The sequence below is a fragment of the Arthrobacter sp. UYP4 genome (assembly GCF_057291175.1).
Genome location: NZ_JBXAVU010000001.1, coordinates 1,416,254 through 1,438,671, shown reverse-complemented (window position 1 = coordinate 1,438,671; position 22,418 = coordinate 1,416,254). Strand labels below are relative to the sequence as shown.

At 70.3% G+C, this 22,418-nt stretch carries 23 protein-coding genes and 1 tRNA gene; 15 read left to right on the top strand and 9 right to left on the bottom strand.

Annotated features, from left to right (window positions below):
* Nucleotides 1–4: 4 nt before the first annotated feature.
* Nucleotides 5–727 carry a GNAT family N-acetyltransferase gene (locus tag AC0Z9V_RS06720; protein WP_485141063.1) on the bottom strand — a complete coding sequence of 241 codons (723 nt, stop codon included), beginning with the start codon at nt 725–727 and terminating at the stop codon, nt 5–7.
* 4 nt (nt 728–731) lie between these two features.
* Nucleotides 732–1,757, bottom strand: coding sequence for a 6-phosphofructokinase (locus tag AC0Z9V_RS06715; protein WP_133082388.1), 1,026 nt, complete (start codon nt 1,755–1,757; stop codon nt 732–734).
* Nucleotides 1,758–1,985: 228 nt separating this feature from the next.
* Between AC0Z9V_RS06715 and AC0Z9V_RS06710 the strand changes: the two genes are divergently transcribed.
* Nucleotides 1,986–2,852 (top strand): UbiA family prenyltransferase, encoded by an 867-nt coding sequence (locus tag AC0Z9V_RS06710; protein WP_244185841.1) that lies wholly within the window; start codon nt 1,986–1,988, stop codon nt 2,850–2,852.
* Nucleotides 2,849–4,276, top strand: a complete 1,428-nt coding sequence (locus tag AC0Z9V_RS06705; RefSeq protein ID WP_485141062.1) for a phytoene desaturase family protein — start codon at nt 2,849–2,851, stop codon at nt 4,274–4,276. The genes AC0Z9V_RS06710 and AC0Z9V_RS06705 overlap by 4 nt, the downstream gene beginning before the upstream one ends.
* Nucleotides 4,277–4,308: 32 nt before the next feature.
* On the opposite strand, the gene AC0Z9V_RS06700 is transcribed toward AC0Z9V_RS06705, so the two are convergent.
* The 4 genes from AC0Z9V_RS06700 to AC0Z9V_RS06685 all read right to left on the bottom strand — a co-directional run bounded on the left by AC0Z9V_RS06700 (nt 4,309) and on the right by AC0Z9V_RS06685 (nt 7,409).
* Nucleotides 4,309–5,103, bottom strand: coding sequence for a carotenoid biosynthesis protein (locus AC0Z9V_RS06700; protein ID WP_459267185.1), 795 nt, complete (start codon nt 5,101–5,103; stop codon nt 4,309–4,311).
* Nucleotides 5,104–5,183: 80 nt separating this feature from the next.
* A complete protein-coding gene (locus tag AC0Z9V_RS06695) occupies nt 5,184–5,426 on the bottom strand; it encodes a PspC domain-containing protein (RefSeq protein WP_133082391.1) in 243 nt (80 codons plus the stop codon).
* Nucleotides 5,427–5,469: 43 nt separating this feature from the next.
* Nucleotides 5,470–5,718: a hypothetical protein gene (locus AC0Z9V_RS06690; protein ID WP_133082392.1), complete on the bottom strand. Its 249-nt coding sequence runs from the start codon at nt 5,716–5,718 to the stop codon at nt 5,470–5,472.
* Nucleotides 5,715–7,409 (bottom strand): PspC domain-containing protein, encoded by a 1,695-nt coding sequence (locus AC0Z9V_RS06685; protein WP_485141061.1) that lies wholly within the window; start codon nt 7,407–7,409, stop codon nt 5,715–5,717. The genes AC0Z9V_RS06690 and AC0Z9V_RS06685 overlap by 4 nt, the downstream gene beginning before the upstream one ends.
* Nucleotides 7,410–7,533: 124 nt before the next feature.
* On the opposite strand from AC0Z9V_RS06685, the gene AC0Z9V_RS06680 reads away from it, so the two are divergent.
* Both AC0Z9V_RS06680 and AC0Z9V_RS06675 read left to right on the top strand, forming a co-directional pair.
* Nucleotides 7,534–8,865 (top strand): ATP-binding protein, encoded by a 1,332-nt coding sequence (locus AC0Z9V_RS06680; protein ID WP_208739027.1) that lies wholly within the window; start codon nt 7,534–7,536, stop codon nt 8,863–8,865.
* A gap of 164 nt (nt 8,866–9,029) precedes the next feature.
* Complete coding sequence (locus tag AC0Z9V_RS06675) at nt 9,030–9,710, top strand: LuxR C-terminal-related transcriptional regulator (RefSeq protein WP_133082395.1); 681 nt, start codon at nt 9,030–9,032, stop codon at nt 9,708–9,710.
* Nucleotides 9,711–9,735: 25 nt separating this feature from the next.
* Here the strand turns inward: AC0Z9V_RS06675 and AC0Z9V_RS06670 are convergent, their stop codons facing one another.
* Complete coding sequence (locus AC0Z9V_RS06670) at nt 9,736–10,971, bottom strand: pyridoxal phosphate-dependent aminotransferase (RefSeq protein WP_485141060.1); 1,236 nt, start codon at nt 10,969–10,971, stop codon at nt 9,736–9,738.
* Between the two features lie 257 nt (nt 10,972–11,228).
* Here AC0Z9V_RS06670 and AC0Z9V_RS06665 point away from each other — a divergent pair.
* From AC0Z9V_RS06665 to rplL, 8 genes are all read left to right on the top strand, one after another.
* Nucleotides 11,229–11,301, top strand: a tRNA-Trp gene (locus AC0Z9V_RS06665).
* Between the two features lie 153 nt (nt 11,302–11,454).
* Nucleotides 11,455–11,712, top strand: coding sequence for a preprotein translocase subunit SecE (secE, locus tag AC0Z9V_RS06660; protein WP_244185840.1), 258 nt, complete (start codon nt 11,455–11,457; stop codon nt 11,710–11,712).
* A 107-nt stretch (nt 11,713–11,819) separates the two neighbouring features.
* Nucleotides 11,820–12,716, top strand: a complete 897-nt coding sequence (nusG, locus tag AC0Z9V_RS06655; protein ID WP_208739024.1) for a transcription termination/antitermination protein NusG — start codon at nt 11,820–11,822, stop codon at nt 12,714–12,716.
* Nucleotides 12,717–12,838: 122 nt separating this feature from the next.
* Entirely contained in the window at nt 12,839–13,270 is a 432-nt protein-coding gene (gene rplK / locus AC0Z9V_RS06650; RefSeq protein WP_087030133.1) for a 50S ribosomal protein L11, read from the top strand.
* A gap of 147 nt (nt 13,271–13,417) precedes the next feature.
* Nucleotides 13,418–14,122: a 50S ribosomal protein L1 gene (gene rplA, locus AC0Z9V_RS06645; protein ID WP_133082398.1), complete on the top strand. Its 705-nt coding sequence runs from the start codon at nt 13,418–13,420 to the stop codon at nt 14,120–14,122.
* Nucleotides 14,123–14,224: 102 nt separating this feature from the next.
* Nucleotides 14,225–15,310, top strand: coding sequence for a GNAT family N-acetyltransferase (locus AC0Z9V_RS06640; RefSeq protein ID WP_485141059.1), 1,086 nt, complete (start codon nt 14,225–14,227; stop codon nt 15,308–15,310).
* Nucleotides 15,311–15,576: 266 nt separating this feature from the next.
* A complete protein-coding gene (gene rplJ / locus AC0Z9V_RS06635) occupies nt 15,577–16,176 on the top strand; it encodes a 50S ribosomal protein L10 (protein ID WP_133082400.1) in 600 nt (199 codons plus the stop codon).
* A 57-nt stretch (nt 16,177–16,233) separates the two neighbouring features.
* Nucleotides 16,234–16,614, top strand: a complete 381-nt coding sequence (rplL, locus tag AC0Z9V_RS06630) for a 50S ribosomal protein L7/L12 (RefSeq protein ID WP_133082401.1) — start codon at nt 16,234–16,236, stop codon at nt 16,612–16,614.
* Nucleotides 16,615–16,728: 114 nt separating this feature from the next.
* Here the strand turns inward: rplL and AC0Z9V_RS06625 are convergent, their stop codons facing one another.
* On the bottom strand, nt 16,729–17,928 hold the full coding sequence (locus AC0Z9V_RS06625) for an acetyl-CoA C-acetyltransferase (protein ID WP_485141058.1): 1,200 nt from the start codon (nt 17,926–17,928) through the stop codon (nt 16,729–16,731).
* A 79-nt stretch (nt 17,929–18,007) separates the two neighbouring features.
* Nucleotides 18,008–18,604, bottom strand: a complete 597-nt coding sequence (gene idi, locus AC0Z9V_RS06620; protein ID WP_244185839.1) for an isopentenyl-diphosphate Delta-isomerase — start codon at nt 18,602–18,604, stop codon at nt 18,008–18,010.
* 121 nt (nt 18,605–18,725) lie between these two features.
* Here idi and AC0Z9V_RS06615 point away from each other — a divergent pair, with 121 nt between their 5' ends.
* The 3 genes from AC0Z9V_RS06615 to crtI are packed head-to-tail and all read left to right on the top strand — an operon-like array spanning nt 18,726 to nt 22,306.
* Nucleotides 18,726–19,793 (top strand): polyprenyl synthetase family protein, encoded by a 1,068-nt coding sequence (locus AC0Z9V_RS06615; protein WP_133082403.1) that lies wholly within the window; start codon nt 18,726–18,728, stop codon nt 19,791–19,793.
* Nucleotides 19,794–20,693, top strand: a complete 900-nt coding sequence (locus tag AC0Z9V_RS06610; RefSeq protein WP_485141057.1) for a phytoene/squalene synthase family protein — start codon at nt 19,794–19,796, stop codon at nt 20,691–20,693.
* Nucleotides 20,690–22,306 carry a phytoene desaturase family protein gene (gene crtI, locus AC0Z9V_RS06605; RefSeq protein ID WP_485141056.1) on the top strand — a complete coding sequence of 539 codons (1,617 nt, stop codon included), beginning with the start codon at nt 20,690–20,692 and terminating at the stop codon, nt 22,304–22,306. Before AC0Z9V_RS06610 ends, crtI begins: the two co-directional genes overlap by 4 nt.
* The last annotated feature ends 112 nt before the right edge of the window (nt 22,307–22,418 follow it).

The following is a 22,418-nucleotide window of genomic DNA, read 5'->3' as shown; positions in this document are numbered from 1 at the left end:
GTCCTCAGCCCTCGAGGAGCACCGACGTCTGCGTACCGGCGAAGACGAAGCCCGCACGGCGAGCGGTCCGCTGCGAGGCCGTGTTGTCCGTCCTCGCGCGCCACTGGGGCACCAGGCCCGCGGCCATGGCTTCCTCGATCGCGACGGCGGCGATGCGCCCGCCGTAGCCTCTGCGCCGCTCCTCGGGCGGCGTGAGGACCGCGAGGTGCGCGAGGATGCCCTCCCAGATGTCGTAGCCGGCGCCGGACAGGGGAGTGGGCCGGTCCTCCCCGGTCCCGTCCCCCTCAGCGACCAGCACGAACGGATGGTCGACGCCGCCGAGATCGGCCTCCGCGACGTCGTCGGGCGGACACCGCTGCTCGAGCGCACGGACGAGGTCGCGCTCGTCGGAGACGACGGCCGGTGGCCCGTCCAGCTGCGGCAGGGCGTCACAGAAGTAGAGCTGGGCCTCGCCGAGCCCGCGGCCGCCGCGCCCATGGCTGAGGGAGAGCAGGGCCGAGGAGCTGCGCAGCTCCGGGGCAGGCAGACCCCGGCCGGCGTCGACCGCCGATCGCGGCCCCCGGAGGACCTCCCGGCCGAACAGCGTCACGAACGAGAGGACGGCGGCATCGTCGTCCACGCTGTACAGGCGGTCGGATCCGCCGTCGCCCAGGGCCCCGTCGTCGAGCCCCAGGAGCCGCGACCAGGCGAGCTGGACGATCGCGATGGTCCCCGGATCGAGTTCCATGGGATCAGCCGAACAGGATGGCGGCTTCTTCGTAGCGGTGCTGCGGAACCCGCTTGAGGTTGCCGAGCGCCGCCTCGAAGCCCACGTGGGCGATCTCCGTGCCGTTGAGCGAGACCATGGTCCCCCAGAGTTCGTCCTTCACGGAGTCCACGGCAGCCATGCCGAGACGGGTGGCGAGGACACGGTCGAACGACGTCGGGACGCCGCCGCGCTGGATGTGGCCGAGGATGGTGGCGCGGGTCTCGATGCCCGTGCGCGACTCGAGCTCGGGTGCGAGCTGGTCGGCGATGCCGCCGAGGCGGGGGCGGCCGAAGGTGTCCAGTCCGCGTTCGGAGTGGGCCTGCTCCATGTGCGAGGGCACGAAGCCCTCCGCAACGACCACGAGGGGCGCGCGGCCTCGGGCGTTGGCGTCGGAGACCCATTCGGCAATCTGCTCGATGCTCGTCTGCTGTTCGGGGATGAGGATGGCGTGGGCACCGGAGGCCATGCCGGCGTGCAGGGCGATCCACCCGACGTGGCGGCCCATGACCTCGGCGATCATGCAGCGGCTGTGGGACTCACCCGTGGTGCGCAGGCGGTCGATCGCCTCGGTGGCGATCTGCACGGCGGTGTCGAAGCCGAAGGTGTAGTCGGTGGCGTCGAGGTCGTTGTCGACCGTCTTGGGAACGCCCACGATCTTGAGGCCGAGGTCCGTCAGCCGCTTCGCGGCGGCCAGCGTGCCCTCGCCGCCGATCGCGATCACCGCGTCGATGCCGAGGCGATCCAGGTTCTCCTTGATGGCCTCCGCGCCGCCCTTGCCCTCGAAGGGGTTGGTGCGCGACGTGCCCAGGATGGTGCCGCCCTGCTTGGAGATGCCCCTCACCGCATGGCGGGGGAGGTCGATGACATCGCCCTCGACGACGCCACGCCACCCGTCGCGGAATCCGACGAACTCCTGCTCGTGCACCTTGATGCCCTTGAGCACCGCGCCGCGGATGACGGCGTTCAGTCCGGGGCAGTCGCCGCCGCTGGTGAGGATTCCGATCTTCATGGGGGGTGGGGTTCCTTCGACGAGGTGGATGGTGCATCAGGAGCACGCCATCGGGCCCGCCTATGATTCTAGACACACCAGTGTTGCCGCACCCGACTGCGTCCTCGAGGTCCGTCGCGGCGGCAGACCGAGGGCCGCCGCGCACCCCGTAGGCTGGGACCATCCGGCGCACGACGGGCTCGAGTCCCGTCGGGTGCGCGCCCAGCCGGTCCGAGGAGGATCCCAGCAGTGCCACAGGCAGGATTTGCGCCAGCGGCGCTGCGCATGGTCTCGATCTCCCGGCCGGTGCTCTGGATCAACACGCTCGGCACCGGTGTCGTCGGCATGTGGCTCACCGGGGTGTTCTGGCAGGAGGAGGCCCTCGCGCTCCTCCTCTGGCTCACGCTGCCGTTCAACCTGCTGATCTACGGCGTCAACGACATCTTCGACCAGGACACCGACGCCCTCAATCCCCGCAAGGGATCGCTCGAGGGAGCCCGGATCCGGGCCTCCGAGGTCCGGGCGATCTGGCTCTCCGTCCTGATCACGAACGTGCCCTTCCTTGCCTGGTTCGCCGTCACCCTGCCGCCTCCGGCGCTCGCGTGGATAGCCGCCTACGCCCTGGTCTTCGTGTTCTACTCCGCACCGCCGCTGCGCTTCAAGGCCCGCCCGTACGTGGACTCGCTCAGCAATGCCGCCTACGCCTTCCCCCTCGTGTTCGTGCCCTACGCCCTGGGCGACGACCCGGTATGGGCCGCCGCCCTCGGCCTCATGGCCTGGAGCGCGGCCAAGCACACCTACGACGCCGTCCAGGACATCGACGAGGACCGCAGCGTGGGCATCACGACGACGGCGGTGCGGCTCGGTGCGCGCGGCGTCGTGGCATGGAGCGGGGCATGGTGGGCGGCATCGACCGTGTGCTTCGCGCTCGTCAACATCCCGGTGGCCGTCGTCAATGCGCTGATCGCCGGCTGGCTGCTGGTCGGTCTCTCCCGGGATCCGCGGCCCGCGACGGGCCACCGGCTGTACCGGTACTCGATCGCCTTCCCCTACGTGGCCGGGACCGTCGCGGGCGTGCAGCTCGTCGTCGCACTGACCCTGGGGCTGTACCCGTGAGCCGCGTCGTCGTCGTCGGCGCGGGGATCGGCGGGCTGGCATCGGCAGCGCTGCTCGGACGCGCAGGGCACAGCGTGACCCTGCTCGAGGCCTCCGACTCCGTGGGCGGCAAGAGCCGCCGCATGGAGGTCGCGGGGCAACGCATGGACACCGGGCCGTCGCTCCTCACGTTCCCGGGTGTCTGGCAGGAACTCCTGCACAGGCTCGACGACGTCGCGCCGCCCGGGTCCGCCCGGGCGGAGGACGTCGCGGCGCTCCGCCTGGAGCGCCTGCCGGACGTCGGCACGTACTACTACCGGGGCGTCGAAAGCGCCCTGCCCGTCCCCGAGGGGCACCCCTGGCACGAGGCCTGGACGCGTTTCGCCGCGGAGCACGGCATCCTCGGCGGGGACGTCTCACAGCTGCTCACGACGGGGCCGATGGACAAGGCGGCCTACCCGGCCCTGACCCGGCTGGCCGGACTGTACGGCCGCCGCCTCACCACGCGCAGCTACCTCGACAGCCTGCCGTGGCTGCCCGACGGACTGCGCGAGGTCATCGCGATCCACACGCTCAATGCGGGGGTGAGCCCCACCCGTACGCCCGCGCTGTACGCGAGCATGCCTGCCATCATGGCGCACGACGGCGTCTGGATCCCGGAGGGCGGCATCTACGAACTGGTGCTGGCTCTGGAGCGGCTCGCCCTCGACACGGGCGTCGAGATCCGCACGGGGGAGCCCGCGCAGCGCATCGCCCGACGGCGGGTCGTCACGTCCACGGGCACCTACCCGGCCGACGCCGTCGTCAGCGGCCTCGATGCCCACCGGCTGGCCGGCCTGCTGGCAGGCCGGGCACCGCGCACGCCGCGGAAGCTCACCTGTTCCGCCGTGGGGATCTACGCCGTGCTGTCCCGGCCGCTGCCGGAGGGCACGGCACGTCACGGTGTCCTCATGCCGGATGACCCGGCGGCGCTCTACGCGAGCCTCGAGGCCGGGGACGAGCCCGAGCAGACCATGGCGTTCGCCAACTACTATCCCGCGCACGGCGTGTATCCCAACGAGTCGGCGACCCTCGCCCTGCTCCTCACCGCGCCGGCCAACGGCAGGAGATATTCGCTCCAGGATCCCTTCGTGCAGCGTGAACTGGACCGGGCCACGCGCGTGCTGGGCCTTCCGGAGCCGCTCGAGGACTACTTCGACGCGTACGAGATCCTGGATCCGGGCTACTTCGGCGAGCGCGGCTCGGCCGGTGGTGCTCTGTACGGTGCGGTGCACCCGGCGTGGCTGAGCGGACCGTTCCACCTGCCGCCCTACACGGACCCGCTGCGGCCGTGGTTGTGGCGCGTGGGCGCCTCGGTCCATCCGGGCGGTGGACTGCCCGCCGTGCTCGGGGGTGCGATGATGTCCACCCAGAAGCTGCTGAGCCGGCTGGCCGCCACGGCCTGAACGGCGCTTCGGGCCCGTTCGGGTGACACCGTTCAGGAGTGCGGGGCGGCGACCGCGTCCTGCGCGGGAGTGGTGGCGGGTACGAGCTGCAGCCGGCGCCGGACCACCAGGACGATCAGGGCCGCGGCGAGCACTGCGGGGAACATCAGGCCGGAGAAGACGCACACGCCCAGCCACAGGAACATCGAGACGAGCAGGCTGTCGAGCAGCCCCGGCCGCAGGGCGGTCGCGGTCAGGCGGCGCCCGCCGATCCAGGTGACCAGCGCCGAGGCGATCAGCCCGGAGATGAGCCAGCCGCCGTAGTTGGAGAGCGGGACGCCGTAGTACGGGCCGCCGCCGGGCCAGATCCAGAAGCCGAGCGCCACCGCGCCGGGGTCGAGGACGCCGTCGATCACGACGAGCAGGAGGCCTCCGAGGACCGTCCGGCGCAGGGCGCTCCCGCCGGTGGACACGACCGCCACCGCGCCGATCACCAGCGGTACGTAGGAGAGCGGCAGCAGGTACGGGACCAGGCCGAGGATCGTGGGTCCCAGCGGCTCCCCGTAGTAGAACTCGCCGTAGGGGACGCCCGTGGCGACGCCGAACCCCTCGATCAGGTACCCGAAGAGGGACACGGCCACCAGGGCCGCGGTGCCGCGCGCAGCGCCGAACTGCCGCACGAGGGCGATGAACGCAGGCAGCGCGATCAGCAGGTTGAAGCCGTAGGACGCGTAGCTCGCGCCCTCCACGTCGGGGAAGCGCACCACGAAGTAGCCGGAGACGAAGAGGAAGGCACAGGAGGCTGCGAGCAGGCGGGGGAAGCGGCGGGCGGTGGGAGTCTTCGGCACGCCAACCATCCTTGCAGGTCCGCAGCAGCGAAGGGGCATCCGCTGCTGCGGATGCCCCTTCCGGTCGTGCTGTCGGATCCCTAGCCGCGCGGGAGGAGCTGCTCCAGGGCGATGGTGCCGTCGGTCTTCGGCAGCAGCAGCCAGAGCACCCCGTAGAGGGGGAGGCCGATGAACGGGAGCAGGAAGCTCAGGAGCATCGCGATCCGGACGTAGCTCACGCGCCAGCCGTACTGCCGGGCGATGCCGGCGGCGATGCCGCCGAGGATGCCGCCGGGTGCGCGTTTGATGGGGGAGGAGCGGAGGAAGCGGTAGAACGACTGCATGGTGTGCCTTTCGGTTCCGGGAGTGTGGCGTGGGGAGGGCTGGTCAGTAGTCGATGGCATCGGGGTGATCCTGCTCATCGGTCGTCGGCCGGGAGCGCAGCGACAGGATCCCGCCGGCCACGAGGGCGAGGCCGACACCGACGAGCAGGCCGAGGGCCACGACCACCGGGTCGATCGACAGGGCGACGAACTGGCCGACCAGGACGAGCCCGGCGACGACGAGGATCACCGCCCCCCACACGATCGTGGCGACGCGTGGCCGGCGTTTCCGCTCGGTGATCGAGGTGCTCATGGTGTCTCTCCTGTCGGGGTGGTGTCGGTCCGGGGGTCGCTGCCGACGGTGTCGGAGGTGGTGCGGATGGTGACGTCGCTCATCGCGCCCCTCACGTCGAGGATCAGGGCGGCGCCGGTGGCGTCGGGGTTCAGCTCGCCGTCGCTCAACCTGAGGACGCCGCCGTCGCTCCGGAACTCGGGCGACGGGGTACCGATGTCCTCGGCGGTGCCCCGGGCATCGGCGCTGCCCAGGGCCATCCGCGTGCGGACCTCGACGGGCACGTCCTCGGGGACGATCACCGTGACGTCGCTGACCAGCGAGTTCACCGGTACCACGACGTCCCGTGTGGGAGCGGGCAGCCCGGTGAGGTCGATCGTGGTCTCCGCTGCCAGGATGCTGAAGCCGTCCGACGCCGCCTGGAGCGACGCCGGGGTGGTCCTGTTCTCCTGTGCCACGACCCAGGCACCGCCGACGACGGTGAAGGAGGACGCGAGCGCGCCGATCGTCGCCAGGGTTGCGACGAGGCCCACGAGGCCTGAACTCCGGCCCCGTGTACCGAGGGCCACGATGCCGAGGGCCAGGACGATCGCGGCAGCTGCCAGTGCCACCACGGCGGAGTTGACGAGGCCGAGGACCCCCACGTAGTCGAGCGCGAGGAGCACCGCCGCGACGGTGATCGCGCCGCCGATGAGGAGTGCGGTGGCGGAGCCGGAGGGCCGCGTGGAGCAGCGTTGCGGCACGGTCGGCGCGGCTCCGCGGAGCAGGTCCGGCTCGAGCGGACGCGATCCGAGGTAGGCGGTCGGGGAGCCCGACCATGCCGCCTGTCCTGGCTGGTAGGGCAGCGGATAGGACAGGGTGGACCCCACCCGGGCATCGGGCTGGTACGGCAGGGGGACGGTGTGGTGGACGTCCTCCCCGAACGGTGCGTCGCCGTGCATCCGCCCGGCGCCCGGTCCGTCGTCGCCCTGCCGTCCCGTGGGAGTGTCGTGCGCTCCGACGGAACCGCCGGCAGCGCGGTCGGCGGGCCCGTCGGCGGAGCTGTCCGACGGCGCATCGGACGGGCCCTGGGAGAGGCCGGTGCCGCCGGGTGCGGGGCCGGTGGACGAGGGTCCGAAGGGCGCCGGTCCGAAGGGCGCCGGTCCGAAGGGCGCCGGCCCGGACGGGTGCGTGGGTCCGTTCCCGGGTGCGGCAGGGCCTCCGCCCGGCAGGTCCGGACGTGCCCGTCCGCCGCCCGACCGGTTCACGATCCAGTAGACGAAGAGGACGACGGCGCCGATCCAGAACAGCGTCCAGAGCAGTCCGCCGCCACCACCGTCACCGAGGAAGGGGAGGTTCGGCCGCCACAGGCCGATCGCCACGAGGGCGGCGGCACCGCTCAGCCCGGACGTCCAGGAGCCCCGACCGGCCTGCTCCACGTGGATCCGCCCGTCGGGCTCGGGGAGCAGGGCCCACGCGAGTCCGTAGAGCAGCACCCCGATCCCCCCAAAGACCGAGAGGATCACGATCAGTCCCCGGACGAGCGCCAGGTCCAGGCCCGTACGGCGTGCCACGCCGCCTGCCACCCCTCCGACCCAGCGGTCGGGTGCCCGGGTGATGTCGAGGCCGCGGAGCCAGCGGAAGAACGACGACGAGGCGGGACGATCCGCCGGATGCGGTGTGGCCGGATTCTGCTTCCAGGACGGCCCGCCTGGTGATGGTGCTGAGGTCATGCCTCCATCCTTCCGCCGGCCGTCGCAGCCGACCATTGGGACCTACCCTGATTGAACCCTGAGTGGGCCCTGATTGTGCTCCGGGAGCACCCCCGAGAGCCCGGCCGCGTGCTTTCATGAGGGTATGAGACCCCCGCTGCTGCGCAGATCCGACGGCGTGATCGCGGGCGTCTGCGCCGGCCTCGCCGTCCATCTCGGGATACCCCGCTCCTGGGTGCGTATCGGCATGGCGGTGCTGACCCTCGCCTCGGGCGCCGGCGTCCTCCTCTATGCCTGGCTCTGGATCTTCGTGCCGACGGCGGCGGACAAGGCCGCCGAGGCGGGGCGGCAGACGGGGCCCGCCGCCTTCATGCACGGGGTCGACACGAAGATCCTGCACGACGGCGGCGCGCAGGCCGGCCGCGGGGACCAGCGGAACGGCTTCGCGGATCCGGCAGGAGCCGGGACGGGTGGCATCCTCGAACCCGACTCCTGGCGGGAACGGACGGTGCGGGCCGGGCGTCGGGAAGTCCTGTTCGGCACGGCACTGCTGCTCGCCGCGGCCGTCTTCGTGGTGCAGCTGCTCGGGGTGCAGGTCAACTGGGGCTTCCTCGTGCCGATCGCCGTCGTCGCCACGGGCGCCGCCCTGGCGTGGTCGCAGCTGGACGACGTGCGGCGGGCCCGGGTCATGAACCGCGCCGGTGCCGGCCGGGCGGGCGGGGCCCTGCGCCTGCTCGCGGGCATCGTGCTGGTGGTCGCCGGCGTCCTCGTCGCGCTGTCCAGCAGCGGCTCGTGGACCCTGACCATGGCGACCCTCGTGGCGGTCCTCGCCGTCCTCGCGGGTGTCGGCCTGGTCCTCGCTCCCTGGGGGCTGAAGTTCTGGCGCGACCTCGAGACGGAGCGCGCGGCGCGTGCACGCGAGACCGAGCGCGCGGAGATCGCCGCCCACCTGCACGACTCGGTCCTGCAGACGCTCGCCCTCATCCAGAACCGGGCGGATTCCGAGACCGACGTGCTGCGCCTTGCACGGGCCCAGGAACGCGAACTGCGCCAGTGGCTCTTCGCCGATCCGGCGAGGGACCCGGGCAGTCTCGCGGAGCGACTGCGCGCGATGGCCGGCGAGATCGAGGACCTCTACGGTCACCCGGTCGCCGTCGTCGCCGTCGGGGACGCCGCCCTGGGACCCGCAGAGGACGCCCTGGCGCAGGCCGCGCGGGAAGCCATGCTGAACGCGGCGAAGCACGCGGCGGTGGCGGTCTCGGTCTACCTCGAGGCCGGTGCGGATACCGTGGAGGTGTTCGTCCGTGACAGGGGCGACGGATTCGACCCGTCGGCAGTGCCGTCGGACCGCCTCGGTATCCGTGAATCGATCCACAGCAGGATGCTGCGCCACGGCGGCTCGTCGGAACTGCGCAGCGACGGCGATGGCACCGAGGTGCGGCTCCGCCTGCCCAGGACCACGGGGAGCGCCGCCTAGGCCCGGGGCGACCCACCGGTACCGGCCGGAGCGGGACGGCGGCGACGCCGGACGGTGAGGGGCGGGGACGCGAAGGGACGCGAAGGGACGCGAAGGGACGCGCAGGAACGCGACGGAACGCGAAGGACAGGACCCCGGCAGGACGGCCGGCGAAAGGGACACACGTGGACAGCGAGAACCTCCCCGCGGACGGCGCGGTACCCGGGACAGTGTCCGTGGTCATCGTCGACGACCACGGCATCTTCCGTTCCGGCCTCCGGGCCGCGCTGGGTCCCGTGATCCGCGTCCTCGGCGAGGCTGCGACGGTCGAGGAGGCGGAGTCGGTGATCACCGCGACGGGGCCCGACGTCGTCCTCCTGGACGTGCACCTGCCCGGCGGCCGCGGTGGCGGCGGCGCCGAGGTCATCCACCGCTGTGTCACACGCGGGACGGCCTCGCGGTTCCTCGCCCTGAGCGTCTCGGACTCGGCGGAGGACGTCGTCGCGGTCATCCGCGCGGGTGCCCGCGGCTATGTCACGAAGACCATCTCGGGCCCGGAGATCACCGACGCCGTGCAGCGCATCGCCTCCGGCGACGCCGTGTTCTCCCCGCGCCTGGCCGGCTTCGTCCTCGACGCCTTCGGGACGGCGTCCGTCGCCGTCGACGACGAGCTCGACCGCCTGTCGGCGCGCGAGCTGGAGGTCATGCGGCTCATCGCGCGGGGCTACAGCTACAAGGAGACCGCGAAGGAGCTCTTCATCTCCGTCAAGACCGTCGAGACGCACGTGTCCGCGGTCCTGCGGAAGCTGCAGCTGTCCTCACGGCACGAGCTGACCCGCTGGGCCACGGAGCGCAGGCTGCTCTGAGCCCGGCCGCGGACGGCCGGGACAGCTAGCGTGCGGAGCCGAGGAACTCCTGGAGGCGTCCCACGCCCGTCGCGAGGTCCTCGTCGCCGAGGGCGTAGGACAGGCGCAGGTACCCACTGGGGCCGAAGGCCTCACCCGGCACGACGGCGACCTCCACCTTCTCCAGGATCAGCGCCGCGAGCTCGGCGGAGGTCGCCGGCGTGACGCCGTCGAAGCTCCGGCCGAGCAGCGCCCGCACATCGGCGTAGGCGTAGAAGGCGCCGTGCGGCGTCGGGCACTCGACGCCGTCGATCCCGTTGAGCGCCGACACCATGGCCCGACGGCGGCGGTCGAACGCCACCTTCATCGCGTCGACAGCCGTCAACGGACCCGACACCGCGGCCAGCGCCGCCATCTGGGGGACGTTCGACACGTTCGACGTCGCGTGCGACTGCAGGTTCGTCGCCGCCTTCACGAGGTCCTTCGGCCCGACCATCCAGCCCACACGCCACCCGGTCATCGCATACGTCTTGGCCACGCCGTTGAGGATGACCACCCGGTCGCCGAGGGAGGGGGCTGCCGTGGCGATCGAGGTGAACGGTACGCCGTCGTACGTCAGGTGCTCGTAGATCTCGTCGGTCACCACCCAGAGTCCACGTGCAGCGGCCCATTCGCCGATCTCGCGGACGGCATCGGCGGCGTAGACGGCTCCCGTGGGGTTGGACGGCGAGACGAACAGCAGCACCTTCGTGCGCGGCGTGAGCGCGGCCTCGAGCTGGTCGACGGTCACGAGGTAGCCCTGCTCGGGGCCCGCGAACACCTCGACCGGCACGCCGCCCGCCAGCCGGATGGCCTCGGGGTAGGTGGTCCAGAACGGCGTGGGCACGAGGACCTCGTCCCCGGGATCGAGGAGGGACGCGAAGGATTCGTAGACGGCCTGCTTGCCGCCGTTGGTGACGAGCACCTGCGCGGGGTCCACGGCGTACCCGGAATCGCGCAGGGTCTTCTCGGCGATCGCCTGCTTGAGATCGGGGAGCCCACCGGCGGGGGAGTAGCGGTGGAACCTCGGCTGGCGGGCTGCTGCGATCGCGGCCTCGACGATGTAGTCCGGCGTCGGGAAGTCCGGTTCGCCCGCACCGAAACCGATGACGGGCCGGCCGGCCGCCTTGAGGGCCTTCGCCTTCGCATCCACGGCGAGCGTCGCGGACTCCGCGATGGAATCGATGCGCCGGGAGATCCGGGGGAGGGCTGCGCGGATGGAGTCGTCGGTCGTCGCGTTCATCGGGTCCCGTTCGGTGAGGGTCTTGTGTCGGTTTCCAGCTTAGGCGGTGGCCCCTGTCCGGGTCCGCATCGGGTTCCGGGACGGAGGAGTCGCGGGGCCGCCGAGCGACCGTGGCCACCCGGCGGCGGGGCCGTCGGGACGCCCCGGTTCGACGTTCCGCCGGTGAATGCGTAGACTTGTTCCTCGGTGTTGAAACACCATGATGGTTCGTGCCCTCACCGGGCCGTCCGGAGTGGTAGCTGAACGTTTCGAACCGAAGGGTAGTGGCGCAATTGGTAGCGCAGCGGTCTCCAAAACCGCAGGTTGCAGGTTCGAGTCCTGTCTGCCCTGCGCGTGGCCTTCGCGGAAAGACGGCGAAGGCACGGCAGAAAAAGATCACGAAGCCCCGGCGCAGGCACAGGCCCCGCGCGGCGGTACACATGATCAGCTGGGGGCGCCACTGGTGGTCCTGCTGGAACACCACACAGATTGATGAGGTTGAAGGTGACCGATACGGCTGCGAGCAGCTCCAAGGGAAGCCCCTCCGAGAAGAAGGCTCCCCGGCGCGGCTTCTTCGGACGCATCATGCTGTTCATCCGCCAGGTCCTCGCGGAGCTCGGGAAGGTCGTCACGCCCACCCGTCGGGAGCTGGTTCGATTCACCATCACCGTCCTCGCCTTCGTGGTCATCATGATGCTCCTCGTGACCGCCCTGGACCTCCTGTTCGGGGCCGGCGCGGTGTGGGTCTTCGGCGACAGCTGACGCTGACCCTCCCGGGAATGCACGTTCCGGCGCGGCTGTTGTCGTGTCGGGTTGAGTACAGGCAAGCAAGACAGACTTGCGAAGAATGTCAGAAAGCAGGCGGCTAGGTGTCCGAGCAAGAACTCGAACGGCAGATCACTCCCGAAGATGGTCTGGAGAACGAGGAGTACGGGACGGAGGCGGAGGTCGACGCCTCCGACGTCGACGTGCCTGCTGAGGACTCCGACGAGTACCCCGCCGACACCGACGTCGCGGCCGAGGACGGACTCCTCGCGGACGACGCCGAACTCGATGCCGCCGACGGCGAGATCGACGCGACGGCCACCGACGCCGTGGACGAGGCTGCAGCCTCCGAAGCGGACGAGCCCGGCGACGACGCTCCGGCCGAGGACGTCCCGGCCGAGGATCCCGTCGCGGCCTTCAAGGCCCGGCTCCGCCGCCAGGAGGGTGACTGGTACGTCATCCACTCCTACGCCGGCTACGAGAACCGCGTGAAGGCCAACCTCGAGACCCGCATCCAGACCCTGGACATGGAAGATTACATCTTCGAGATCCAGGTGCCGATGGAAGAGGTCGTGGAGATCAAGAACACCACGCGGAAGATCGTCAACCGCGTGCGCATCCCCGGCTACGTGCTGGTCCGCATGGAACTCACCGACGAGTCCTGGGGTGCCGTCCGCCACACCCCCGGTGTCACCGGCTTCGTGGGCAATGCCCACAACCCGGTTCCGCTGAGCCTGTCCGAGGTGTTCTCGATGCTCGAGCACACCATCGTCCACACGGACGCCGAGTCGGGCAAGCCCGTGCAGCCGCAGTTCACCCCCGCCACCGTCAACTTCGAGGTCGGCGAGTCCGTCACCGTCAACGAGGGCCCCTTCGAGACGCTCCCGGCGACGATCTCCGAGATCAAGCACGAGTCGCAGCAGCTCGTCGTGCTCGTGTCGATCTTCGAGCGCGAGACTCCGGTCACGCTCTCCTACAACCAGGTCACCAAGATCCAGTAAAGCTTCGGCGACTCCCCGTCTGCTCGGCGGGGAAGCACCGTTCGGCCGTCACGCCATGATGGCCACCACCCCGCAGGACGCTCCTGTCCCGCGGGAACGCAATGCAAGAGAAGGACCCTTTCATGGCCCCCAAGAAAAAGGTCACCGGCCTCATCAAGCTGCAGATCAATGCAGGCGCCGCCAACCCGGCTCCTCCGATTGGTCCCGCGCTTGGCCAGCACGGTGTCAACATCATGGAATTCTGCAAGGCGTACAACGCCGCGACGGAATCCCAGCGCGGAAACGTCATCCCCGTGGAGATCACGGTGTACGAGGACCGCTCGTTCACCTTCATCACCAAGACCCCGCCGGCAGCCGAACTGATCAAGAAGGCAGCAGGAGTCGCCAAGGGCTCGGGCACGCCTCACACGGTCAAGGTCGCGAAGCTGACCAACGCCCAGGTCGAAGAGATCGCCACCATGAAGATGGAAGACCTCAACGCCAACGACGTCCAGGCCGCCGCGAAGATCATCGCCGGCACCGCCCGCTCCATGGGCATCACGGTCGAGGGCTGACCACCTTCACCACCGCCCCGTCCCGCACCGTCGGACGGGCACACCACCATTTTCACAGCACGACGACGACGCACCCCGCGGACGCCGGCGTGAGTGGCAGGGCCCAGCGCGGTCCGCAGACCACGACTGCATAAGGAGAACAAGCAGATGGCACAGCGCAGCAAAGCATACAAGGGAGCTGCCGCGAAGATCGAGGCGGACAAGCAGTACGCCCCCCTCGAAGCGGTAGTCCTCGCGAAGGAGACCAATCCTTCCAAGTTCGACGCCACGGTCGAGGTGTCCTTCCGTCTCGGAGTGGACCCCCGCAAGGCGGACCAGATGGTCCGTGGCACCGTGAACCTCCCTCACGGCACGGGCAAGACCGCCCGCGTCCTGGTCTTCGCCACCGGTGAGAAGGCAGAGGCTGCGATCGCGGCCGGCGCCGACTTCGTCGGTTCCGACGACATGATCGAGAAGGTCTCGGGCGGCTGGACCGACTTCGACGCCGCGGTCGCGACCCCCGACCTCATGGGCAAGGTGGGACGCCTCGGAAAGATCCTCGGCCCCCGCAACCTGATGCCGAACCCGAAGACCGGGACGGTCACGGCGGACGTCGCCAAGGCCGTCACCGACATCAAGGGTGGCAAGATCGATTTCCGCGTCGACAAGCACTCGAACCTCCACTTCATCATCGGCAAGGTCTCCTTCGACGAGCAGAAGCTGGGCGAGAACTACGCCGCAGCGCTCGAGGAGATCCTCCGCCTGAAGCCGTCGGCTTCGAAGGGCCGCTACATCCAGAAGGCGACGGTCTCGACCACCTTCGGTCCCGGCATCTCCGTCGATCCGAGTGTCACGAAGGTCTTCACCGTCTAGGTGGACCTCCGGACAAGCCCCGCGGCCTGCGCCGCGGGGCTTTTTCGTGTCCGAGGGCAACAGTGGTTGAGTTATCCCAATCACTGACCCTATGCTGGACCGATGTCGACGATCGCCATCCGGCAACTCCCGATCCCCGCGACGCTCGACGCGGACGGGGGCGAGGACTTCGCGCAGAGTGCCGCGGTGAGCAACGCCGTGGAGCGCGCCATCTGGGGGCACGACGACCACGGCGTGGACGCGGAGGAGCGGCTCGTGATGCTCCAGGCGACACCCGACCGCGAGTACGTGCTCGGCGTCGCGCGGGACGGCTCGGAGATCGTCGCGAACGCGCGGCTCAGCATCCCCCTGCGGGACAACCCGCAGACCGCCTTCGTACAGATCGAGGTGGCGCCCTCCCACCGCCGCCGCGGCATCGCCACCTCCCTCCTGTCCTTCGTGGAACAGGAGATGGCATACCGCGGCCGGACCATCATGATGTCCTGGAGCGACTCCAGCGCCGGGGACGAGCCGGCGGCGGATGCGCGGCTCGTCCCGCCCGCCGGCGCCGGCTTCTTCCCCGCGTCCGACGCCTCCGCAATCTTCGCGCGGCGGTCCGGCTTCGACCTGGTGCAGGTGGACCGCCAGAGCGTCCTCGCCCTCGACGACGTCGAGGACGCCCTGCGGCTCGAGCATGCCGCCCGGATCATCGGCTCAGGGCACTACGACCTCGTGGAGTGGGTGGACCGGTGTCCCGACGATCTCGTCGAGGACTACGCCCTCCTGCGCCAGAAGATGAGCACGGATCCGCCCCTCGGTGGGTTCGCGCAGGAGGAGGAGGCGTGGGACGCCGACCGCATCCGACGGGAGGAGCAGCGGACGCTGGCCGGCGGTACCTCGAGCCTCGTGTGCGCCGTGCGGCACGCTGCGAGCGGGCAGCTGGTGGGCCACACCATCCTCGAGCGTTCGGAGGCCCGTCCGGCCGTCGTCTACCAGGAGGACACCCTGGTGCTCGACGAGCACCGGGGGCACCGCCTGGGGACATGGCTCAAGGCGGCCAATCTCCGGCGCGCGCGCGACGCCTGGCCCACTGCGGAGCGCATCTACACCTGGAACGCCGAGGAGAACACGTTCATGCTCGACGTCAATGTGGCCCTCGGATTCAGGGCCTCGGGCCGGACCGCGGGCTGGCAGAAGGTGCTCGCCTGACGCCGATTTGGTCGCGCCGGGTGCGTCACGTAGGCTTGAAGCACCAAAGACCGTCGGTCGATCCACCTCCACTTCCCGCCAGCGCACCCGTGCGCGACCAGGAAGAAGGACTCGGATCCGAAAGTTCCCGTGAGGGACGGCCTACGCAGGTGAACGAAGCTCCTCTCCACCGGCCTCCGCCCGTGTCGAGCACAGCCCCGTGCATCTGCGCGGGGCGTTTTTTATTGGGGCTGGAAAGCCGGCGCATATTCCCCGGAAGGAGGGTTATGGCAACGCCAACAAAGGTTTCTGCAGTGGACGAGATCACCACCGATTTCAAGGACTCCACCGCCGCTGTCCTGACCGAATACCGCGGGCTCACTGTTGCTCAGCTCAAGGAACTGCGCCGTGCCCTTGGCGCGGACACCAAGTTCTCCGTCGTCAAGAACACCCTGACCGGCATCGCGGCGAAGGAAGCAGGCATCGACGCGTTCGAAGGCCAGCTGTCCGGACCCACCGCGATCGCTTTCATCAAGGGTGACGCCGTAGCTGCCGCCAAGAGCCTCACGGATTTCGCGAAAGCCAACCCGAAGCTCGTCATCAAGACTGGAATCTTCGAGGGCAAGGCCCTCGACGCATCCGAGGTCGTCGCCCTGGCGGCCCTCGAGTCGCGTGAACTCCAGCTCGCCCGGGTCGCAGGCGTGCTCAAGGCGCCGATGTCCGCCCTGGCCCGCACCGTCGATGCCCTGCGCATCAAGCTCGAGGAGGGAAGCGGCGCTGCACCTGCAGCCGACGCCGACGCTCCTGCTGCCGAGGAAGCCGCTGCTCCTGCAGAAGCTGCCACGGAGGCTCCCGCCGAGGAAGCCGCAGCAACCGAAGCGAACTAGTTTCGCCTCGATCCATACACTCCGGTGCCGTGCACCACTAAAGGAAGGACGCCTCCCATGGCGAAGCTCACCAACGAAGAGCTCATCGAAGCTTTCAAGGAACTGTCCATCATCGAACTCTCGGACTTCGTAAAGCTGTTCGAGGAGACCTTCGATGTCACCGCTGCTGCCGTTGCAGTCGCAGGCCCCGCCGGTGGCGGAGCCGGCGAAGCCGCCGAAGAGGAGCAGACCTCGTTCGACGTCGTCCTCGAGGCTGCAGGCGACAAGAAGATCGCAGTGATCAAGGAAGTTCGCGCGCTCACCTCGCTGGGCCTGAAGGAAGCCAAGGACGTTGTCGACAGCGCCCCCAAGGCCGTCCTCGAGGGCGTCACCAAGGAAGCCGCAGACAAGGCCAAGGAGGCCCTCGAGGCCGCCGGCGCCACCGTCACCCTCAAGTAACACCCGCTGCTCCCGGGTCCGGCACACGCCGGGCCCGTCGCAGACGCGAAAAAGCCCCGCTTCCGGTGAAGCGGGGCTTTTTCGTGTCTGCACCCGGATGGCCCGAACGGACCCTCAACGCCAGAGGAGCAGGGCCTCTCCCTGACCGCCGCCGCCACAGAGGCTCACGGCGGATCTCCCCGACCCGCGCCGGGCGAGCTCCATGGCTGCATGCAGCGCCAGGCGCGTCCCCGAAGCGCCGATCGGGTGACCCAGGGCGATGGCTCCGCCGTGGATGTTGCACTGCTCCAGCGGGTAGTCGAGGTCCCTGAGGGACTGGACGGCCACGGACCCGAAGGCCTCGTTGATCTCGATGAAGTCGAGGTCCGACGCCGTCCACCCGGCCCGGTCGAGCGCCTGCTTGATGGCCTCGGACGGCTGGGAGTGCAGGGTGTTGTCCGGGCCCGCGACCTGGCCCGGACGTCCGACGACGGCGAGGACTCCCAAGCCCTTCTCCTCGGCATAGGCGCGCGTGGTGACCACGAGGGCCGCCGCGCCGTCGGACAGGGGCGACGAGTTGCCGGCCGTGATCGCCCCGTCCGGGTTGAACGCCGGCCGGAGCTTCGCAAGCGACTCGACGGTCGTCGCGGGCCGGATGCCCTCGTCCGTGGTGAGGACGACGTCGTCGCCCTTCCGCTGCCGGACGGTGACGGGGACGATCTCCTCGGCGAGGACACCGCTGTCGGTAGCGGCCGCCGCGCGCTGGTGCGAGGCCGCGGCCACCGCATCCTGGGCCGTGCGGTCGATCTCGAGGCGTACGTTGCCGCGTTCCGTCGAGGCACCCATCGAGTCGTGGTCGAAGGCATCGGTCAGTCCGTCGTGGGCCACCGAGTCCAGGGCGGAGATGGAGCCGTAGTTCCAGCCCTGGCGGGAGCCGGGCAGCAGGTGGGGTCCACGCGTCATCGACTCCTGGCCGCCGGCCACCACGACACGCGCCTCACTGCTGCGGATCAGGCGGGCCGCGTCGATCACGGCCGTGAGCCCGGAGAGGCAGACCTTGTTGAGGGTGACGGCCGGGACGTTCCAGGGGATGCCCGCCTTCACCGCGGACTGCCGGGCCGGGTTCTGGCCGCAGCCCGCCTGCACCACGTGACCCATGATGACGGCGTCCACGGCGGCGGGTTCGACACCGGCCCGGTCCAGTGCGCCGGCAATGGCGAGCGCGCCGAGCTCGACGGCGGTGAAGGATGCGAGTTGTCCGTTGAGGCGTCCGAGGGGTGTGCGGGCGCCGCCGACGAGAACGACGTCGTCGGGGGATGGCGTGGGTGTCGCCATGGCGATACTCTCTTTCGTCGTTGAAATGGTGCCGCTACAAGACTATGGCTCCGAGCTGCGGACCCCGGAGCCGGCCTCGTCAGGGGAGGTCGCGGGGGCCGGGGCCCTCGGCGCCCTGCGGGTAGAGCAGGGGGAGCTGGAGGGTGAGCCAGGGGCTGAACGCCCACGGCGTCGCGGTGACGGCCCGCACGAGTCCGGCGGCGTCGGCCCACTGGTAGTCCATGACCTCGTCGGGCAGCGGATCCACGGCGCTGTCCGCGACCGCCGTGTAGACGGGGCAGATCTCGTTCTCGACGATGCCGGACGCATCGACGGCGCGATACCTGAAGTCGGGGAGCGCGGGCCTGATGTCCCTCACGGCGAAGCCGAGCTCCTGGGCCGCACGCCGGTGGACGGCTGCCTCGAAGGTCTCCCCCGGGGCGGGGTGCCCGCAGAAGGAATTGGTCCAGACCCCGGGCCAGGCCTTCTTCGACAGGGCACGGCGCGTCACGAGGATGCGCCCGGCGTCGTCGAACACGTGCGTGGAGAAGGCGAGGTGGAGCGGGGTGTCGGGTGTGTGGACGGTCGCCTTGTCGTGCGTGCCGAGCGCGGTGCCGTCCTCGGCGAGCAGCACCACCACCTCGTGGCCCGTGCCGTCCGCCGCCGATTGCTGCATGGTGCCCGTCTCGCTGGCCATCGTGGCTCTCCTCCGCTGATCGTCCGCACACTGGGCGGAGTCCGCTGCCCCCGGCCGACCGGCCGGGCAGCCTACGCCCTGTGTTTCGTCAGCGGCGCACTATCCGTTGTTTACTTTACCTATGGACATGGACACTCTGCTGGTCGCGCCCGCCGGGCTCGAGCAGGTGGAGGGCGCCCTCGCCCGGTTCTTCGACGAGTCCAAGGTCCGCGCCGCGAAGATCGGACCCGGGTACCACGCCCTGTGGGAGACCCTCGAGCGGTGCACGGCAGGGGGGAAGCGCTTCCGGCCCCGGCTGGTGATGTCCGCCTACCAGATGCTCGGAGGCACCGACCTCGACAACGCGGCCGAGGTCGGCGCGGCCTTCGAGATGCTGCACACCGCGCTGATCGTGCACGACGACGTGATCGACCGCGACTTCATCCGCCGCGGCATCCCCAACGTCTCCGGCCGGTACCGGGCCATCGCGGAGGACGCGGGACTGTCGCCCGACGGCGCGCGCCACATCGGCTTCTCCGCGGGGGTCATCGCCGGTGACCTCGCGCTGTCCAACGCGTACCGCCTGCTCGAGCGGGCCGACGCGCCGGCTGCGACCAGGCGCCGCCTCGGCGAGATCCTCGACGAAGCGGTCTTCGCATCCGCGGCGGGGGAGTTCCTCGACATCGAGACCTCCCTGACCAGCGCGATGCCGCCGCTCGAGGACATCGTGCAGATGGCGCGACTGAAGACCTCCGTCTACTCCTTCGAGGGGCCGCTGCAGGCCGGCGCCGTGCTGGCGGGCGCGGACGAGGAGGTCATCGGCCGCCTCGGCGACTTCGGGCGCGACGCCGGAATCGCCTACCAGATCGCCGACGACCTGCTCGGTGTGTTCGGCAACGAGACGCGCACCGGGAAGACGAACTGGGGCGACCTGCGCGAGGGCAAGCGGACCGCCCTGATGTCCTATGTCGCGGCCCGTCCCGAGTGGGAGAGCATCTCGTCGCTCGTCGGGGACTCGGGGATGTCCGCATCGGACGCCGACCACGTGCGGCGCGTCCTCGTGGACAGCGGGGCGCGGGACTACTCCGTGGACCTCGCCGCTCAGTACGCCGCCCGGGCCCGCGCCCACCTCGAGTCCGACGCCGTGCCCGCCACCCTGCGCTCCGCCCTCCACCCCGTGGTGACGGCCGTCGTGGACCGGGTGCACTGAGTGGGCATCGACGACTCCCTCGCACGCTACGACGCGGCCGCGCTGAAGACCTCCGCCGAGGTGATCCGCTGCTACTCGACCTCCTTCGGGATGGCCTCGCGCATCCTGGACCGGCCGACCCGCAGAGCCATCGAGGCGGTGTACGCGCTCGTCCGGGTCGCCGACGAGATCGTCGACGGAGCCGCCGCGGGCGCCGGGCTGGCGGCGGCCGACGTCGAGAACCTCCTCGACGACCTGGAACGCGAGACCGAGAACGCGATGGGCACCGGCTACAGCGCCAACCTCGTGGTGCACGCCTTCGCCATCACCGCCCGCGCGACAGGCATCGGGGTGGACCTCACCAGGCCCTTCTTCGCCTCGATGCGGGCCGACCTCACCCAGCGCGAGCACACCCCGGAATCCTTCGCGCTGTACGTCTACGGGTCCGCCGAGGTGGTCGGGCTGATGTGCCTGCGGGCCTTCCTCGTCGACCGCCCGGTGACGGCGGCGGAGGACGCCGTGCTCGTCGACGGGGCCAGGCACCTCGGCGCCGCATTCCAGAAGATCAACTTCCTGAGGGACCTCGCCGAGGACTTCTCGACCCTCGGGCGCAGCTACTTCCCGGGGATCCGCCCCGGCAGCTTCTCGGAGGCCGACAAGATCAGGCTCCTCGACGACATCGACGAGGACCTGCGCATCTCGGCTGCAGCGCTCCCCGGGCTGCCCCCCACCCCCCGACGGGCCGTGGCGCTGGCGCAGGGCCTGTTCACCGAGCTCGCGGCCAGACTGCGCCGCACCCCCGCGGAGGACCTCCTCCGGGCGCGGATCCGGGTCCCGAACCCGGTCAAGTTCCGCATTTTTGCCCGAGCTTTCACCGGTCGCGCGGTACCGGAACCTGCCGCGCAGGAGAGGACGGCATGACACCTCAGGACAGCGGTACACGCGTGGGCGCCAGGGACGTCGTCGTGATCGGCGGCGGGATCGGAGGTCTGGCGACGTCGGCCCTGCTGGCACGGGAGGGCCACAACGTCACCCTGCTCGAGAAGCGCGGGCAGGTCGGTGGCCGCGCCGGCTCGTGGGAGCAGGACGGCTTCCGCTTCGACACGGGCCCCTCCTGGTACCTGATGCCGGAGGTGATCGACCACTTCTTCAAACTGATGGGCACGAGCGCCGCCGAGCAGCTTGAGCTCGTGAAGCTCGATCCCGGCTACCGTGTGGTCTTCGAGGCCGGGGGAGCGGTCGACGTCCCGGCCGAGCGCGAGGCCGTGACGAAGCTCTTCGAGTCCCTGGAGGCCGGCGCCGGCGAGCAGCTGTCGAAATACCTCGACTCCGCCGAGGACGCGTACGAGATCGCCAAGCGGCGCTTCCTCTACTCGACCTTCCAGTCCTTCCTCCCGTTCCTCCGGCCGGACGTCCTGCGCAGGCTCCCGAGGATCGGTTCGCTGCTCCTGCAGCCCCTGCAGTCCTTCGTGGAGAAGCGCTTCAAGGACCCACGCATCCAGCAGATCCTCGGCTATCCCGCGGTCTTCCTCGGCAGCTCACCCTTCGACGCGCCGAGCATGTACCACCTCATGAGCCACCTCGACCTCGACGACGGGGTGCTCTACCCGATGGGCGGGTTCACCACGCTCATCGATGCCATGCGCCGCGTCGCGACGTCCGCCGGCGTCGAGATCCGCACGGGCGCCGACGTCGTGTCGATCGACACCGAGGCCCGCACACCCGGGCGGTCCCCGATCGACCGGCGGACGGCGACGGTCCGCGGAGTCACCTACCGCGCGGACGGTACGACGACGTCGATCGGCGCGGACATCGTCGTGTCCGCCGCGGACCTCCACCACACCGAGACCACGCTGCTGCCGGCGGACCTGCAGACCTACCCGGAGACGTACTGGGACAAGCGCGTTCCCGGGCCCAGCGCCCTGCTGCTGTACCTGGGCGTTCGGGGCGGGCTGCCGCAGCTCGAACACCACACGCTGCTGTTCACCACGGACTGGCGCGACAACTTCGGACGCATCTTCGGCAAGGAGACCTCGGTGCCCTCGCCGGCGTCGCTCTACGTCTGCCGCCCCAGCGCGACCGACGGATCCGTGGCCCCCGAGGGACACGAGAACGTCTTCGTGCTCGTGCCCATCCCGGCCGATGTCACGATCGGCAGGGGCGGCGTGGAGCGCGGGGGAGACGCGCGGGTCGAGGAGCTCGCGGACACCGTCATCGGGCAGATCGCCGAGTGGGCCGGCATCCCGGACCTCGCCGAGCGCATCGTGGTCCGTCGCAGCTACGGCCCCCAGGACTTCGCCGACGACCTCAACGCGTGGCGCGGCACCTCCCTCGGGCCGGCGCACATCCTGAAGCAGAGCGCGTTCTTCCGCGGCTCGAACCGCAGCGCCAGGGTGGGGAACCTGTTCTACGCGGGGAGCTCGACCGTCCCCGGCATCGGGATCCCCATGTGCCTCATCAGCGCGGAGCTCATCGTCAAGCGGCTGCGGGGTGACACCAGTACGGGCCCGCTGCCGGAGCCTGCCGCCGGCTAGGAACGGCTCCTGCCGCCGGATGGTACCGGCCGGTCTTCCTCCCCACCAGGCGTGGCGGGCTTGACGCACGAAGGGGGAGAGGGGTATTGGACTTTTCGCTGCGCGTGCCGTA